Origin of the sequence: Agrobacterium sp. P15N1-A (assembly GCF_044626815.1) — a bacterium.
GTDB classification, from domain to species: Bacteria; Pseudomonadota; Alphaproteobacteria; order Rhizobiales; family Rhizobiaceae; genus Agrobacterium; species Agrobacterium leguminum.
Map to the genome: position 1 here is coordinate 919384 of NZ_JBIUPF010000001.1, position 14375 is coordinate 933758.

Consider the following 14375-nt stretch of genomic DNA (forward strand, 5'->3'; position numbering starts at 1 on the left):
CTTCAGCGCCCTTCGGCGGCGCGGCGAACGTCCTCTGCCTGATGCTCCAGAATCTCGCGAACCTTCGCCACCAGATCGGCCTCCGGCACACTGACCTGCGCCACACGCGCCTCGCGCCAGCTGGCATTGTCCTCGATCTCGCCGGAAAGGCGCTTGCCTTCGATCAGATCCTTGATCTGCACCACACCTTCGGCACGCTCATCACCGCCCTGGATGATGGCGATGGGGGAACCGAGACGGTCGGCATATTTCAGCTGGTTGCCGAATTTCTTCCAGTTGCCCTGGTACATCTCAGCGCGGATGCCCTCGGCGCGCAGCGCCTGCGTGAAGCGCTGGTAACGGCCCATGCTTTCCACATCGCCATCCATGACGGTGATCAGAACCGGTGCAAGCGGCTTGACCTGACCGAGCTTGCCGAGGTTCTTCAAAGCCGTCATCAGGCGCGAAACGCCGATGGAGAAGCCCGTGGCCGGAACCGGCTGGCCCATGAAGCGCGAAACGAGGCCGTCATAACGGCCGCCGCCGCCGACAGAGCCGAATACGACTTTTTCGCCCTTTTCATTGGTGACGTCGAAGCTCAGCTCGGCTTCATAGACCGGGCCGGTGTAATATTCGAGGCCGCGAACGACCGAGGGGTCGATCTTGATGCGCGTCGCATCGTAACCGGCACTGGTGACCAGAGCGCCGATGATGTTCAGTTCCTCAACGCCTTCCTCGCCTTTCGAGGTGCCCGCGACCAGTTTGGCCAGATCGTCGGCGCTTGCCGCATAATCCTTGATGCCGACGAAAAACAGCACCTTTTCGATCTGCTCCTCGCCAAGACCAGCACCCTTGGTGAAATCGCCGGATTCATCCTTGCGGCCGGGGCCGAGCAGCAGCTTCACGCCTTCAGGACCGAACTTGTCGAGCTTGTCGATGGCGCGCAGCACGTTGAGACGACGGCCGGCATTGTCCTCGCCGCCGAGACCGATGGCTTCCATGACGCCGTCGAGCACCTTGCGGTTGTTGACGCGAATGACATAGTCGCCGCGCTGAATTCCGAGCGCTTCCAGCGTATCGGCCATCATCATGCACATTTCGGCATCGGCCTGCACGCCGGCGGCGCCCACGGTATCGGCATCGAACTGCATGAACTGCCGGAAGCGGCCGGGGCCGGGCTTTTCATTGCGGAACACGTAACCGGCGCGATAGGTACGGTAGGGCAGCTGGATTTCGTTGAAATTTTCCGCGACATGACGGGCGAGCGGCGCGGTCAGATCGTAGCGCAGGCTCACCCACTGGTCGTCATCGTCCTGCAGCGAAAACACGCCTTCGTTCGGCCGGTCGCTATCCGGCAGAAACTTGCCGAGCGCATCGGTATATTCGAACAGCGGGGTTTCCACCGGATCGAAGCCATAAAGCTCATAGACCCTGCGGATCTTCTCGATCATCTCATTGGTGGCATGAATATCGGCAACCGAGCGATCCACGAAGCCGCGCGGCAGGCGGGCTTTCAGTTTCTGAGGCTTTTTTGCTTTTTCGCTCATGGGGCCGATCCGATATTTTCCTGAAATCAAGCCGGTGTATTAGAGGATGAAGCCCGGTGCGGCAAGCCGCAAAGGCTCCGGTTTTACTGGCCGCTGCGGCCAAGCGGTGCTATATGGGATACATGTATCCCAATTCGGATCGGGAAGGACGCGACCCATGAGCAAACAGACGGCCATACGCCTGCCTGATGAAACCTATGAGCGGCTGAAAGCGCTGTCCGAGCGCACCGGCCGCACATCCGCTTATTACATCCGCGAGGCGATCGAGAAACATATCGAGGATATGGAGGATCTCTATCTTGCTGAAGAGGCAACGCGGCGCATTCAGCGTGGAGAATCGAAGGTTGTAAGCGCCGAGGAGTTCTGGCGTGATCTGGACAATTGAATATCACACGCTTGTCCAGAAAGAGATGCGCAAGATAAATCCGGAAACGCGCCGGCGTATCCGTAGCTTTCTCCATGAACGACTGGCGGCACTGGATGATCCACGGCAGACCGGCGCCGCCCTGCAAGGCTCCGAGCTCGGAAATTTCTGGCGCTACCGGGTGGGCGATTACCGCATCATCTGCGATATACAGGATCACAAGCTCGTCGTGCTGGTGGTCGAAATCGGCCATCGCCGTGAAATCTACCGATAGGCATTCATGATCCTCGAAGCCCTGCAATATGCCGCCACGCGCGCGGTCACGCCGAAAGAATTCCGGCCGCATATCCGCTATTCCGTCAACCTGTGGGCGCGCGCCAACCGCTGCGCCAAAGCCTGGGCGGAGCATGAAAACAACAGCCGGCAATTCGTTCTGCAATCGGCGAGAAAGCTGAAGCAGCGGCGAACGGCCGTCGTACTGGGGTCTGGCCTGTTGCGCGATGTGCCCTATGATGCGCTGGTGGCGATGTTCGATACCGTCGTGCTGGTCGATCTGGTGCATCTTGCCAGCGTGCAGGTGAAGCTGCGCCTCAATGCCAAAAAGAATGTCCGCATCGCCAACCGCGATCTTTCCGGCTTTGACGATGTTCTCGCCGGCCGGCCGGCGGAACCGCTCGATTTCCTGCGGCGGGTGCCCTATCTCGATCTCGTGGTATCGGCCAATCTCCTGTCACAGATCGGCACCGGCGCACGCTACCGGCTGGAGCGGGAAAAGATCGCAGATACCCCGGACGACCTTCTGCCGAAGCTCATTCACACCCATCTGGAAGCGCTGGCTGGCCTGCCCTGCAAGGCCTGCCTGATAACGGACACCTCCTTCGACATCATCGGCAAGGACGGCAACCTGCACCAGCACGAAGACCTGCTGCATGGCATCGAGCTTCCTGCCCCCGCCGCCGCATGGGAATGGCCGCTTGCCCCGTTTGGCGAGGAAAGCAGGGATTACCGCATCGTGCATCACGTCATCGCGCGTGAACTGACCTGATCGTCATGCTTATTCCATAATTGCGGCGGTAAATTCACACCATGTCCCAGGTGGTCCGCACATTGATGTTCCTTGCCTGCCTGTTATACGGCGCAATGCCGGCGCAGATGGCGATGAGCATGCCGACGGCTACGGGCATGGCAGCTTCCTCACAGTCGCCGATGAAACATGACGATGCCCATTCGCATAGAGCCGCTGATCGCGATGACGGGTCTAAAGCGCATGCGGAGAATGGGGCTCATGGAGCCGGCACGGGCGGTTGCTGCCCGCATGGTGGCGATGCCGCACATCCCGGCTCCTGCGCTGCCTGCCTGATCGTGGTTCCCCGAACGATCTTCGCCGATAGCGGCCGGGTGGCATTCGCCTATCCCAAGCCGCAACGCGGCATCGTCTTTGACGGCAAGGCCTTCGCGCCGCCGCTGCCGCCTCCCCGCGCCTGACCCAGATTTTTTCAGACCCATCTTCGAAAAATCCGCCAGACACAGGAAGGATAATCCATGTCTATCAAGACCATCACTCTCGCCGCTGCTTTCGCAACCGTCTTCGCCGTGCCGCTTTTCGCACAGGAAGCGGGCGGCCATGCCGGACACGATATGTCAAAAGGCACCATGAGCGACAGCGCTTCCACCAAGGCGTTCATGGAAGCCAGCAAGAAAATGCATGGCGATATGGCCATCGATTATAGCGGCGATGCCGATGTCGATTTCGTGCGTGGCATGATCCCGCACCATCAGGGCGCAATCGATATGGCCAGGGTCCAGCTCGAATACGGCAAGGACCCGGAAATCCGCAAGCTGGCCGAAGAGGTCATCAAGGCGCAGGAAGGCGAGATCGCCATGATGAAGGCCTGGCTGAAGTCCAAGGGCAAGTGATTGATGCAATTGTCAAACGGGGAGCGCCGGCTGGCGCTCCCACAAGGTTACAACCCCGCGAGACCGGCCTTATAGTCCTCCGAAGCCGCACGGCTAAGGCGCTCCAGTTCCATGGCCGCCCGGCTGGTATGGCGTTCCTTGTGGCGCAGCAAAGCGAAGTTTCGGGCAGGCAGATCGATGCCGGCTCGGACAAGCAATCCCTGCCGCAGAAACAGCGAGGCGACGGAGGCGGAAACCGCCGTGGCCGCGCCGCCGGAGCGCGCCGCCATCACCACCGCCTCGTTGGAGGGCAGTTCGAGCATGACGGAAAGCTCGCCCGGGTCCACCCCCATCTGCCGCACCGCCGCCTCGAAGGCGGAGCGGGTGCCGGAACCCTGTTCACGCAGAACCCATGAAGTGCCGTAGAGCATATCGAGCGCAGTGAGATAACGGCCATCGGCGAAAGGATGGGCCGAACCGGTGACGACCAGCAGCTTGTCGGAGACGACGGGCTGCACCATCAAGGCCGGCTCGTCGATCCTGCCTTCGATGAAACCGACCTCCGCCAGACCGTCGAGCACGGCCTGGGTCACCGTTTTCGTATTGCCGATATCGAGCCGCACGGTCACGCCCGGATAAAGTTTTTTGAACTGCATCAGGATCGGCGGCAGCCAGTAGCTTGCAATCGTCTGGCTGGCGCAAACGGTGATTTCGCCGCGCGTCAGCCCGCCCATTTCGGAGAGAATCAATTCCGCATTACGCACACGCGCCAGCGTCGCCTTCGCTTCGCCCAGAAATACCCGGCCGCTTTCGGTAAGTTCAATGTTGCGGCCGACGCGATGGAACAGCTCGACATTATAAAAGGCCTCGAGATTCTTGATGGCGGAACTGACGGCGGAGGCGGTCAGGCCGATGGCTTCGGCGGCCCTCGTGAGGTGCTCGCGTTCGGCTACGGCGATGAAGATGCGAAGCTGTTCGAAGGTCATGGCTTTTCATTCGATTTTATCGAATAATATATGCCATATTATTTGATAGAATAAAACAGGCGGCTACGGCATTGTCTGGCCATGGCACACCATCGCACCCTTACCCATCCCTTTCAGTTTTCGCTCCGCTGGCTTACCCCGCTTCTGCCGGGCATTCTCATCTGCGCGGCCGTCAGCTGCGCCGCCATTCTGGCGGAGCGCTTTCAGGTGCGGCTTGCAGGCCACGCATGGCTCGGCGATCTCGTGCTCGCCATTCTGATCGGTACGCTGCTGCGTTCGCTGGTATCGCTGCCCGCCGTCGCTTCGGCCGGCATCAAATTCAGCGCCAAGACCCTGCTCGAAATCGCGGTGGCGCTTCTTGGTGCATCTCTTAGCCTTTCCATCCTCAAGGGCGCCGGCGGTTTGCTGATCGGCGGCATTGCGCTGATCGTCGCGCTGTCGCTGGTCGTCAGCTATGCCGCCGGGCGGATGCTCGGTCTGCCGCCCAAGCTTGCGACGCTGATCGCCTGCGGCAATTCCATCTGCGGCAACTCCGCCATCGCCGCCGCCGCGCCCGCCATTGGCGCGAAGCCGGAAGATGTCGCCGCCTCGATTGCCTTCACAGCCGTTCTCGGTGTCGCGGCCGTGCTGCTGATGCCGTTCCTGCCGCAGCTTCTGGGTCTCGACGCCACCCAATATGGTATTTTCGCCGGCCTGACGGTTTATGCCGTGCCGCAGGTTCTGGCCGCAACCGCCCCGCTCGGTGCGATTGCCGTGCAGACCGGCACCATCGTCAAGCTCATCCGCGTGCTGATGCTGGGGCCGGTCATCGCCGCCCTCTCCGTCATCCATGGCCAGTCCGGCACGGAACGCCTGAGATTGCAGCAGATGGTTCCGTGGTTCATCATCGCCTTCGTGCTGATGATCATGGCCCGGTCCTTCGGCCTCATTCCCGAGGCTCTGATCGGCCCTGTCGCGACGCTCTCCAACATTCTCACCATCATGTCGATGGCGGCGCTGGGCCTTTCGGTCGATATTCGCAGCCTTCGCCATGCCGGCGGCAAGGTCATCGTCGCCGCCAGCCTTTCGCTCGTGCTGCTTGGTGTTCTGAGTTTCGGCCTGATTGTGCTGACCCAGGCGGCCTAAGCAAAGGGTGGGCTGTTATGTCCCGGTGCTGACCGTCAGCGTGTAATGCGCGCCGAGACCGCGGCGTGGCGATCCCAGGATGAGCGTCGGGCGGATCAGCCACTCCGTATCCGCCTTCGGCGTCAGGGTTGCGACCTTGCCTTCGGAATCGCTGAAGAAGATCGCGTCCTCATCCGGCGTTGAAAAATCGAAGACCGCCATCAGCACGAATTCGCTGGAGGCGGCAAGCTCGATCTTCACCGTCTGCCCGGCCTTTACCTTCAGGCGATAGACATCGCCGCGCCCGCGCCGCGTCCAGCCGTCAAGCTTCAGCGGCCCCGCCGGCGGCAGCGCCACTTCCTTCAGCCTTTCGCCGTCATCGAGCCAGATACCGTCGACATTGCGGCCTTCCGCGAAGGAGGCATGCGGCACGGCGGTGACAGTCATGGTGAGAGCCAGAAGAAGGGAGGTTATCTTCATGGACGTACAAACTCCCGCCGCATGGCCTCTATCGGCTGGCGGCAATGACAGCCTTCGATATGGTCGTTGACCATACCCATGGCCTGCATGAATGCATAGACGGTCGTCGGGCCGACGAAACTCCAGCCCCGCTTCTTCAGGTCCTTGGAAAGACGAATGGAGGCGGCGCTGGTGGGGTTGGCCCTTAACGTCGCATAGTCCAGCCTTTGCGGCCTTTCTGCGGCGGCCGGTTCGAAACCCCAGAAATAACGGGCGAGCGAACCGAATTCATCGCGCAGCTCCATGGCGCGGCGGGCATTGTTGATGGTCGAGACGATTTTGCCGCGATGGCGGATGATGCCCTTGTCGGCAAGGCAACGCTCAATATCGGCCTCACCGAATTCCGCCACTTTTTCGAATTCGAAATTGGCGAAGGCGAGACGGAACGCCTCGCGCTTGCGCAGAACCGTCAGCCAGGAAAGGCCGGACTGGAAACCTTCCAGACAGATCTTCTCGAAAAGGCGGCGATCGTCGGTGACGGGATAACCCCATTCCTCGTCGTGATAACGGCTGTAATCCGCAAGCCCCTGCTGCCAGAAACACCGCACAAGGCCATCCGCGCCCGTTTCAAGTCCCGCTTCATTCATTCCGCAAACACCCTTTTCCGCTCCCGCCCGCGACCGGTTCAGACCGCTCGCTTACCACTCATTCACCACGTTTCAAAACCGGGTGCTAACCTTAAATCCAGCTTTCCCTAATCAAGCGCTTTTTAATGAACAGCCATTTACGATTCGCTGGCGTCGAGGTGCGAACGTGTCCGGCAAAGCGGGCGAAGAGTCCCGCAAATCCATAGTTGCGACATCCCGCAGAGAGAGTCCACCCGATGACGATGAAGTCCGTTTTTCTGGCGCTGAGCCTCGTTTCCACCTTTGCCGCCCCGGCCGCCATGGCTAATGAGCGTTATCGCGAGCGCCCGCCCGTCGTCGTCAGCCCGGATCTTTCGGCCCCCTGGGTCACCCAGCTCGGCGGTCGCGGCAATGTGCGGCCCGTGGTTTATCCGCGCGCGCCTGCCGCACGCCAGCCGTTCTTCCAGCAGCGCCAGGCCGCCATGCCGCAGCGCCCCAGCTCCGGCGTCACATCGCAGCGCCCGGCCCGGGTGCAGAACGCCGCCGTCCGCCCCAATGCGCCGGTACGCACCCAGATCGCGCCGCAATTCCTGCCGCAGATCGTCACCTACCCGACCAATGAAAAACCCGGCACCATCGTCATCGATACGCCGAACCGTTTCCTTTATCTCGTTCTCGCGGATGGCAAGGCCCGGCGGTATGGCGTCGGCGTCGGCAAGCCCGGTTTCGAATGGGCCGGCACCCACAAGGTGACCCGCAAGGCGGAATGGCCGAGCTGGACGCCGCCGAAGGAAATGATCAGCCGCGAGGCGAGGAAGGGACACTACCTGCCGGCCTTCATGGAAGGCGGCCCGGCGAACCCGATGGGCGCGCGCGCCATGTATCTCGGCTCCACGCTTTATCGCATCCACGGCACCAACCAGCCGTGGACGATCGGCAGCAACAATTCCTCCGGCTGCATCCGCATGCGCAACGAGGATGTCACCGATCTTTACGAGCGCGTCAACGTCGGAACCAAGGTCATTGTGATATGACGGCAACGGTTCAGCCTTTCCGGCCGCTTCAGGGCCGGTGTGGCGGCGTATCCGCTTGAATTGCCGCCTTGCGGCGGTACAATCCGGCTCAATTCAATGGACTGAAACTTGGCGGGGGACGCCAGGAGCCGAACCTCTCTCAGGGGGATGATGGAACGGCCTTAAAACGGGTGGTCAATCGGCCGCCCGTTTTTCGTTTCTGTCATTCAAATGTTATCAAAAAACGCTTTGGTGAATTACTGATATCAATCTGGATTCACTTCATGCCGCGCCATACTTTATTTGTTTGCGCCCTGCTGTTCAGCGGCGTTTCCTTCTCTGCCGCAATCGCTGGCGAATTTGAAATTTCCGGTTATGGCGGCTGGCAAAGCGCGCCGCACAGCGATGTGAAGGTTTCCGACGGTCCGGATTTCCGGGCCGGATGGGAAGGCAAGTCGTTTTCCAATCCGCCCTATTGGGGCGTGCGCGGCACCTATTGGTTCGATGAGGGCCAGCTGCGGAATTTCGGTATTTCGCTCGATTTTACCCATGACAAGGTCTATGCCGACGACCAGACGCTTGCCCGTTCCGGCTGGTCGCATTTCGAATTCACCGACGGCCTGAACCTGCTGACGCTCAACGCGCTCTACCGTTTTCCGCTGGAATCGCTGCCGATCACCCCTTACGTGGGCGCCGGCGTCGGCATCAACGTGCCGCATGTGGAAGTATATCGCCCGTCAGGCAAGACCTTCGAATACCAGTTCGGCGGTGCAACCCTGCAGGCGCAGGCCGGCCTCAGCTACCGCATCACCGACAATTGGTCGACCTTCGTGGAATATAAGGGCACCTATTCCTTCGTCGACGTCGATATCGACAATGGCGGCTCGTTGAAGACCGATATCATCACCAATGCGGTGAATTTCGGCGTGGCGTATAAGTTCTAGAAGATATGGCCCAGAGCGTGCCGCGTGGACGACGCTCTCTTTCTTCGTCATTCCGGCCATGAGCCGGAATCCAGTCAGCCCAAGTCATTGGGCTGGAAAGACTCTTCTCGTCGCGCCGACGCGCGCCGGCTGGATGCCGGGTCACGCCCGGCATGACGGATGCCGAAAGTGCGTGCGCGAAAGCTGCCTCAGGTACTGCGCAGTCGAAAGTACCACGGGACGTTTCTAAACCGAAAGCCTCGCCGGTTTCGGCCCGCCATAGGCCCAGTCCAGCAGCTCCACCGTGTGCAGGATCGGCATATCCGTGCCGGTTCCAATCTGCGTGATGCAGCCGATATTGCCGGTGGCGATGACATCCGCCCGGGTAGCCTCGATATTCTTCACCTTGCGCGCCTTGAGCATGGCGGAAATCTCCGGCTGCAGGATGTTGTAGGTTCCGGCCGAGCCGCAGCAGAGATGCCCTTCCGCCGGATCGCGAACGGTAAAACCCGCCGCCTTCAGGAGTTGTTTCGGCGCAAGCGTGATCTTTTGGCCATGCTGCATGGAGCAGGCCGAATGATAGGCGACCGTCAGACCCTGGCTTTGCCCTTGCGGCAGATCGAGGGTGGCGAGATATTCGGTGATGTCCTTCGCCAAGGCCGAGACCCGCGCGGCTTTTTCGGCATAGGCCGGATCGAGCCGCAGCATGTGGCCGTAATCCTTGATGGTGGTGCCGCAGCCGGAAGCGGTGATAATGATGGCGTCGAGACCGCCGCTCTCCATCTCACGCGTCCAGACATCGACATTGCGCCTTGCCGAGGCGAGCGCCTCTTCCTCCCGGCCCATATGATGCACCAGCGAACCGCAACAGCCCTCCCCTTTCGGCACCACGACCTCGATGCCGAGCCGTGCCAGCAGGCGCAACGTCGCCTCGTTGATGCCGGGATCGAGCACCGGCTGGGCGCAGCCGGTGAGGATGGCGACGCGCCCACGCTTCTCGCCTTCGGCCGGCCGCTCTCCCGGACGGGTTGACGCGGAGGCCGCGGGCACGGCGGCGGGAGCGAGAGCGAGCATGGATTGCAGCGGCTTCAGCGCCGGAACTTTGGCAAGCAGGCCGGAGAAAGGCCGCGCCAGCCGGGCCAGATGCAGGGCCAGCCGGAAACGGGCTGGATGAGGCAGGACGGCAACCAGAAGATTGCGGATCAGCCTATCCATGAAGGGGCGCTTGTATGTCTGTTCGATATGGGCGCGGGCATGATCGACCAGATGCATGTAATCCACGCCGGAGGGACAGGTGGTGGTGCAGGCAAGGCAGGAAAGACAGCGGTCGATATGGGTGACGACTTCGCGGTCGGCCGGGCGGCTGTTTTCCAGCATGTCCTTGATGAGGTAGATGCGGCCGCGCGGGCTGTCCAGCTCGTTGCCGAGCGTGACATAGGTGGGACAGGTGGCCGTGCAGAAACCGCAATGCACACATTTGCGCAGGATTTTTTCGGATTCCGCCACATGCGGATCGGCCAGCTGTTCGGGCGTGAAGGATGTTTGCATGGTTCAGACGGCCCTTTCCATCGTCACGGCCATCTTGCCGGGATTGAAGATGCCTGCCGGATCGAGCTTCTCCCTGATACGCGCAGAAAGCAGCGCTTCCGCCGCCGGACGCGGTTCGACGGCAGCGACCGTGGCGCGCACCGCATTGCTCGCCCTCACCAAAGTTGCGTGGCCGCCGCCGAGCGCCCGGATCGCGCCGCGCAGCAAATCCGCCTCGGGGTCCGCCTCCATCTGCATCCAGACAAGGCCGCCCTGCCAGTCGTAAAAGGCGTCGATGCCCGCTTCCATGCGCAGCGCCGCGACAAGCTGATGACCCACCGAAGGCGCGACCGATACTTTCCACAAGGGCTTCGCCGCCTGTCCGGCATAGGGCGCGACATCCCGCACCTGACGCCACAAAAGCCCGCTCTCCTCGCCCTCCAGCAGCGCCCACGGCCCGACCCGATCCATGACGGAAAGGAGTTTGGCCGTGCGCGCCTCCACCGAGGCGGAAAGCCCTTCCAGCCGCAGGATGGTCGCCGGGCCATCCGGCAATCCGCCATCGATGAAACGGGAACGAACGCTTTCCGGCAGATGCGCCGCGCCGGAAACCTCCACGCTCATCGCCATTGCCGCCGCCATGATGCGCGTCGCCGCTTCATCGTCGAGACCGGAAACGACCACGGTTTTTTCCGCAGGCGGTTTCGGCAGGACACGGAAGGTGACTTCGGTGAGGAAACCGAGTGTACCGAACGATCCGGCCAGGAACTTTGACAGATCGAGCCCGGTGACATTCTTCATCACCCGGCCGCCGGCCTTGATCACATCCCCGCTGCCGTTGACGAAACGGATACCGAGCAGGCTGTCGCGGGCCGCACCGGCCACATAACGGCGGGGGCCGGAAACATTGGCGGCGAAGACGCCGCCGATGGTCGGTTCACCTTCGGTGCCCATGATCGGGCGGTGATCCATCGGCTCGAAGGCCATCATCTGGCGGTTTTCCGCGAGAGCTGCTTCGACGGTGGCGAGCGGGGTTCCGGCCTTGACGGTCATGACCATTTCGGCGCGCAGGTAGGAGACGATGCCGTTCATCGCGCGGGAAGAGAGTGCTTCATCTGCTGCGACAGCATTGCCGAAACCGGAGCGGGTGTTGCCGCCGATGATTTTCAGTGGACTTTTACGCACGGCGTGGTCGCGGATGATGTCGGCGACCTGGGTTTCTGCGTAGGGGGTCAGCATGGGGTGGCGGGCTCCGGGCATGGGATAGCGACGTTTGCGCGAGGGATACCCCCCTCTGCCCTGCCGGGCATCTCCCCCTCAAGGGGGGAGATCGACTCGCAGCAAGGTCCCGCGTTTTTCTTCGGTCGAGATGGAGCGACGCCGGTGCGTCTCGCCAATCTCCCCCCTTGAGGGGGAGATGCCCGGCAGGGCAGAGGGGGGTAAGCCACACCCACCATCGTCACAAAATTCACACCCATCATCCCCTCCCCTCCAGCGGAAACACCTTCGAAGGGTTCATCAGCCAGCCCTCATCGAAAGCCGCCCGCACCGCCATCTGCTGGGCAAGATCGGCCTCACCATACTGGTGGCGCATCAGATCGCGTTTTTCGATGCCCACACCATGTTCGCCGGTCAAACAGCCGCCGGCATCGACGCAGAGCTTCAATATTTCATTGCCTGCCTCTTCCGCGCGGGCCGCATCCTCCGGATCGTTGGCGTTGAACAGGATGAGCGGGTGCATGTTGCCATCGCCGGCATGGAAGACATTGGCGACGCGCAGGCCGAGGCGGTCGGTGATTTCGCTCGTCTTCTTCAGCACATAAGAAAGCTGGGAGAGCGGCACGGTGCCATCCATGCAGATATAATCCGCGATGCGGCCGGTTGCGCCGAAGGCGGATTTGCGGCCTTTCCAGATCGCCGCCGCTTCCATGGCTGACTGACATTCCTTCACCGTCTTCACGCCATGTTTTCGGGCAATCGCCACGATGTCCGCCAGCATGGCGTCCATTTCCGCCTCGGAGCCTTCGACCTCGACGATCAGCAGCGCGCCGACATCCAGCGGATAACCCGCTTTGGCGAAGGCCTCGCAAATTTCGATGGCCGGCTTGTCCATGAATTCGATTGCGACCGGGATGATGCCCGCGCCGATAATATCGGCCACGCAGGAGCCGGCCTCCTCCGACGTATCGAAGCCGAACAGCACCGGTCGCGCGCCTTCCGGCCTGGCGATCAGCCGCACTGTCGCTTCCGTCACGATACCGAGCTGGCCTTCCGAGCCGCAGACGAGGGCGAGCAGATCGTAGCCGGCAGCATCGAGGTGCTTGCCTCCCAGTTCCAGCACCGTGCCATCCACGAGCACCATTTTCACGCCGAGCAGATTATTGGTGGTGACACCGTATTTCAGGCAATGCGCGCCGCCGGAATTCATGCCGATATTGCCGCCGATGGTGCAGGCAAGCTGCGAGCTGGGGTCCGGCGCATAAAAGAAACCTTCCGCGCCGGCCGCATCGGAAATGGAAAGATTGGTGACGCCCGCCTGCACCCGCGCCGTACGGTTATAAAAATCCAGTTCGAGGATCGAGGCCATCTTCGAAAGGCCGATCACCACCGCATCCTCCTGCGGGATCGCGCCGCCGGAGAGCGAGGTGCCAGCCCCGCGCGGCACGACCGGAATGCCGTAGCGGTGACAATACTTCATCACCGCCGCCACCTCTTCCGTCGTTTTCGGCAACGCCACGGCCAGCGGCAGGCGGCGATAGGAAACGAAGGCGTCGGTTTCGAAAGGCACGAGTTCGCGCGGTTCGTGCACAAGACAGTCCGCCGGCAGAATATCCTTGAGGTCCGCTATGATGCGGGCGCGGCCGGCGACGACTTTCTCGCGCGGCTCCAGAAACTTGATCGGCTGCGTCACCGCGCCTCCTCCCTGCCATTTTCCCAACTGGTATTCTTTCTTTACCACTTTGAAACGGCGCAATCAAATGTTATGGATTTTTTCCATTCTGGAAACAATCGAGGGCAACTATGACGAATCTGGGCGATCTGGAAGTCTTCGCAAGCGTTGCCGCTTCCGGCAGCATGTCGCTGGCGGCAAGGGAACTCGGTTATTCGCCCGCCGTCATTTCCAAGCGCATCAAGCGGCTGGAAGAAAAGCTCGGCGCGCGGCTTTTCCAGCGCACCACACGGCAAATCTCGCTGACCGAAGCGGGACAGGGCTTTTACGAGCGGGTGCTTGCCGTGCTGGAAGGGCTGGAGGAGGCCGAGGATTTCGTGTCCGGCCGCGCCAATACGGTCAACGGCACACTGAAGGTTTCCGCGCCGACCTCCTTCGGGCGCATGCATATCGCACCGCATCTGAAGGGTTTCATGGAGCGGCATCCTGATCTTTCGGTCAATCTGGTGCTGAGCGACGAATTCATCGACATCATCGAGGGTGGTTACGATCTGGCCATCCGTATCGCCGATCTGAATTCCTCCAGCCTCGTGGCCCGCAGGCTGGCGCCAGTGCGCCGCGTGCTCTGCGCTTCGGCGGAATATGTTGCGGCCCATGGTATGCCCGCGACAATCGAGGATCTGAAAAAGCACCGCTGCCTGCCGGCCCATAATAACGATGTCTGGCGGCTGGAAGGACCGGGCGGCGCGATGAGCATTCGCCCGGAAGGGATGCTTATCACCAATTCCAGCGAGGTGATCCGCGAGGCGGTGATATCGGGGCTCGGCATTGCGCTGCGCTCCACCTGGGATATCGGCCATGAATTGCGCGGCGGCAAGCTGGTGCAGGTTCTGCCGGGTTATGAGGGATCGCGAAACGTCACGCTCTCGGCGGTTTATCCGAGCCGACAGTTCCTGCCTGCGAAGGTTCGACTGTTCATCGATTATCTGGCCGGGCTCTATGGGCCTTCACCCTATTGGGAGCAGGGTTGAGGCAGGCGTCGCGTCGGCACCACCTATCCT

The 14375-nt window shown here is 61.4% G+C and carries 16 protein-coding genes; 9 read left to right on the top strand and 7 right to left on the bottom strand.

Annotated elements, in window-relative coordinates:
* Positions 1 to 2: 2 nt before the first annotated feature.
* Entirely contained in the window at positions 3 to 1526 is a 1524-nt protein-coding gene (hisS, locus tag ACIK7D_RS04555; RefSeq protein WP_269314392.1) for a histidine--tRNA ligase, read from the bottom strand.
* A 157-nt stretch (positions 1527 to 1683) separates the two neighbouring features.
* Between hisS and ACIK7D_RS04560 the strand changes: the two genes are divergently transcribed.
* The 5 genes from ACIK7D_RS04560 (at position 1684) to ACIK7D_RS04580 (ending at position 3807) form a co-directional block, all read left to right on the top strand.
* On the top strand, positions 1684 to 1911 hold the full coding sequence (locus ACIK7D_RS04560) for a DUF6290 family protein (protein ID WP_013635548.1): 228 nt from the start codon (positions 1684 to 1686) through the stop codon (positions 1909 to 1911).
* Positions 1895 to 2164, top strand: a complete 270-nt coding sequence (locus ACIK7D_RS04565; protein WP_111781272.1) for a type II toxin-antitoxin system RelE/ParE family toxin — start codon at positions 1895 to 1897, stop codon at positions 2162 to 2164. The genes ACIK7D_RS04560 and ACIK7D_RS04565 overlap by 17 nt, the downstream gene beginning before the upstream one ends.
* 6 nt (positions 2165 to 2170) lie before the next feature.
* A complete protein-coding gene (locus ACIK7D_RS04570) occupies positions 2171 to 2935 on the top strand; it encodes a hypothetical protein (RefSeq protein ID WP_127756307.1) in 765 nt (254 codons plus the stop codon).
* A 137-nt stretch (positions 2936 to 3072) separates the two neighbouring features.
* On the top strand, positions 3073 to 3375 hold the full coding sequence (locus ACIK7D_RS04575) for a hypothetical protein (protein WP_233284723.1): 303 nt from the start codon (positions 3073 to 3075) through the stop codon (positions 3373 to 3375).
* Between the two features lie 57 nt (positions 3376 to 3432).
* On the top strand, positions 3433 to 3807 hold the full coding sequence (locus ACIK7D_RS04580) for a DUF305 domain-containing protein (protein WP_127756309.1): 375 nt from the start codon (positions 3433 to 3435) through the stop codon (positions 3805 to 3807).
* Between the two features lie 47 nt (positions 3808 to 3854).
* Here the strand turns inward: ACIK7D_RS04580 and ACIK7D_RS04585 are convergent, their stop codons facing one another.
* A complete protein-coding gene (locus ACIK7D_RS04585) occupies positions 3855 to 4772 on the bottom strand; it encodes a LysR substrate-binding domain-containing protein (RefSeq protein ID WP_020812649.1) in 918 nt (305 codons plus the stop codon).
* Positions 4773 to 4853: 81 nt separating this feature from the next.
* Here ACIK7D_RS04585 and ACIK7D_RS04590 point away from each other — a divergent pair, with 81 nt between their 5' ends.
* Positions 4854 to 5897 (top strand): YeiH family protein, encoded by a 1044-nt coding sequence (locus ACIK7D_RS04590; RefSeq protein ID WP_400155718.1) that lies wholly within the window; start codon positions 4854 to 4856, stop codon positions 5895 to 5897.
* Positions 5898 to 5912: 15 nt separating this feature from the next.
* On the opposite strand, the gene ACIK7D_RS04595 is transcribed toward ACIK7D_RS04590, so the two are convergent.
* The gene (locus tag ACIK7D_RS04595) at positions 5913 to 6356 is read right to left on the bottom strand and encodes a hypothetical protein (protein ID WP_137452319.1); all 444 of its coding nucleotides are present in this window, start codon (positions 6354 to 6356) and stop codon (positions 5913 to 5915) included.
* Positions 6353 to 6982, bottom strand: a complete 630-nt coding sequence (locus ACIK7D_RS04600) for a DNA-3-methyladenine glycosylase I (protein ID WP_174035670.1) — start codon at positions 6980 to 6982, stop codon at positions 6353 to 6355. Before ACIK7D_RS04600 ends, ACIK7D_RS04595 begins: the two co-directional genes overlap by 4 nt.
* Positions 6983 to 7218: 236 nt before the next feature.
* Here ACIK7D_RS04600 and ACIK7D_RS04605 point away from each other — a divergent pair, with 236 nt between their 5' ends.
* Complete coding sequence (locus tag ACIK7D_RS04605; RefSeq protein WP_127756312.1) at positions 7219 to 7995, top strand: L,D-transpeptidase; 777 nt, start codon at positions 7219 to 7221, stop codon at positions 7993 to 7995.
* Positions 7996 to 8258: 263 nt separating this feature from the next.
* A complete protein-coding gene (locus tag ACIK7D_RS04610) occupies positions 8259 to 8918 on the top strand; it encodes an outer membrane beta-barrel protein (RefSeq protein WP_080817713.1) in 660 nt (219 codons plus the stop codon).
* 225 nt (positions 8919 to 9143) lie between these two features.
* Here ACIK7D_RS04610 and glcF read toward each other — a convergent pair whose 3' ends face one another.
* The 3 genes from glcF to ACIK7D_RS04625 form a co-directional block, all read right to left on the bottom strand.
* The gene (glcF, locus tag ACIK7D_RS04615; RefSeq protein WP_400155719.1) at positions 9144 to 10445 is read right to left on the bottom strand and encodes a glycolate oxidase subunit GlcF; all 1302 of its coding nucleotides are present in this window, start codon (positions 10443 to 10445) and stop codon (positions 9144 to 9146) included.
* A 3-nt stretch (positions 10446 to 10448) separates the two neighbouring features.
* The gene (locus ACIK7D_RS04620; protein WP_400155720.1) at positions 10449 to 11663 is read right to left on the bottom strand and encodes an FAD-binding protein; all 1215 of its coding nucleotides are present in this window, start codon (positions 11661 to 11663) and stop codon (positions 10449 to 10451) included.
* A 238-nt stretch (positions 11664 to 11901) separates the two neighbouring features.
* A complete protein-coding gene (locus ACIK7D_RS04625; RefSeq protein ID WP_262534844.1) occupies positions 11902 to 13335 on the bottom strand; it encodes an FAD-linked oxidase C-terminal domain-containing protein in 1434 nt (477 codons plus the stop codon).
* A gap of 110 nt (positions 13336 to 13445) precedes the next feature.
* Here ACIK7D_RS04625 and ACIK7D_RS04630 point away from each other — a divergent pair, with 110 nt between their 5' ends.
* Positions 13446 to 14345: a LysR family transcriptional regulator gene (locus ACIK7D_RS04630; RefSeq protein ID WP_262534843.1), complete on the top strand. Its 900-nt coding sequence runs from the start codon at positions 13446 to 13448 to the stop codon at positions 14343 to 14345.
* Positions 14346 to 14375: the final 30 nt, after the last annotated feature.

What these genes read in the sequence shown, in the direction of transcription:
- ACIK7D_RS04575 (WP_233284723.1), top strand. Translation starts at nt 3,073, where the DNA reads ATGGCAGCTTCCTCACAGTCGCCGATGAAACATGACGATGCCCATTCG.
- ACIK7D_RS04560 (WP_013635548.1), top strand. Translation starts at nt 1,684, where the DNA reads ATGAGCAAACAGACGGCCATACGCCTGCCTGATGAAACCTATGAGCGG.
- ACIK7D_RS04630 (WP_262534843.1), top strand. Translation starts at nt 13,446, where the DNA reads ATGACGAATCTGGGCGATCTGGAAGTCTTCGCAAGCGTTGCCGCTTCC.
- glcF (WP_400155719.1), bottom strand. Translation starts at nt 10,445, where the DNA reads ATGCAAACATCCTTCACGCCCGAACAGCTGGCCGATCCGCATGTGGCG.
- hisS (WP_269314392.1), bottom strand. Translation starts at nt 1,526, where the DNA reads ATGAGCGAAAAAGCAAAAAAGCCTCAGAAACTGAAAGCCCGCCTGCCG.
- ACIK7D_RS04595 (WP_137452319.1), bottom strand. Translation starts at nt 6,356, where the DNA reads ATGAAGATAACCTCCCTTCTTCTGGCTCTCACCATGACTGTCACCGCC.
- ACIK7D_RS04580 (WP_127756309.1), top strand. Translation starts at nt 3,433, where the DNA reads ATGTCTATCAAGACCATCACTCTCGCCGCTGCTTTCGCAACCGTCTTC.
- ACIK7D_RS04610 (WP_080817713.1), top strand. Translation starts at nt 8,259, where the DNA reads ATGCCGCGCCATACTTTATTTGTTTGCGCCCTGCTGTTCAGCGGCGTT.
- ACIK7D_RS04600 (WP_174035670.1), bottom strand. Translation starts at nt 6,982, where the DNA reads ATGAATGAAGCGGGACTTGAAACGGGCGCGGATGGCCTTGTGCGGTGT.
- ACIK7D_RS04605 (WP_127756312.1), top strand. Translation starts at nt 7,219, where the DNA reads ATGACGATGAAGTCCGTTTTTCTGGCGCTGAGCCTCGTTTCCACCTTT.
- ACIK7D_RS04570 (WP_127756307.1), top strand. Translation starts at nt 2,171, where the DNA reads ATGATCCTCGAAGCCCTGCAATATGCCGCCACGCGCGCGGTCACGCCG.
- ACIK7D_RS04590 (WP_400155718.1), top strand. Translation starts at nt 4,854, where the DNA reads ATGGCACACCATCGCACCCTTACCCATCCCTTTCAGTTTTCGCTCCGC.
- ACIK7D_RS04585 (WP_020812649.1), bottom strand. Translation starts at nt 4,772, where the DNA reads ATGACCTTCGAACAGCTTCGCATCTTCATCGCCGTAGCCGAACGCGAG.
- ACIK7D_RS04620 (WP_400155720.1), bottom strand. Translation starts at nt 11,663, where the DNA reads ATGCTGACCCCCTACGCAGAAACCCAGGTCGCCGACATCATCCGCGAC.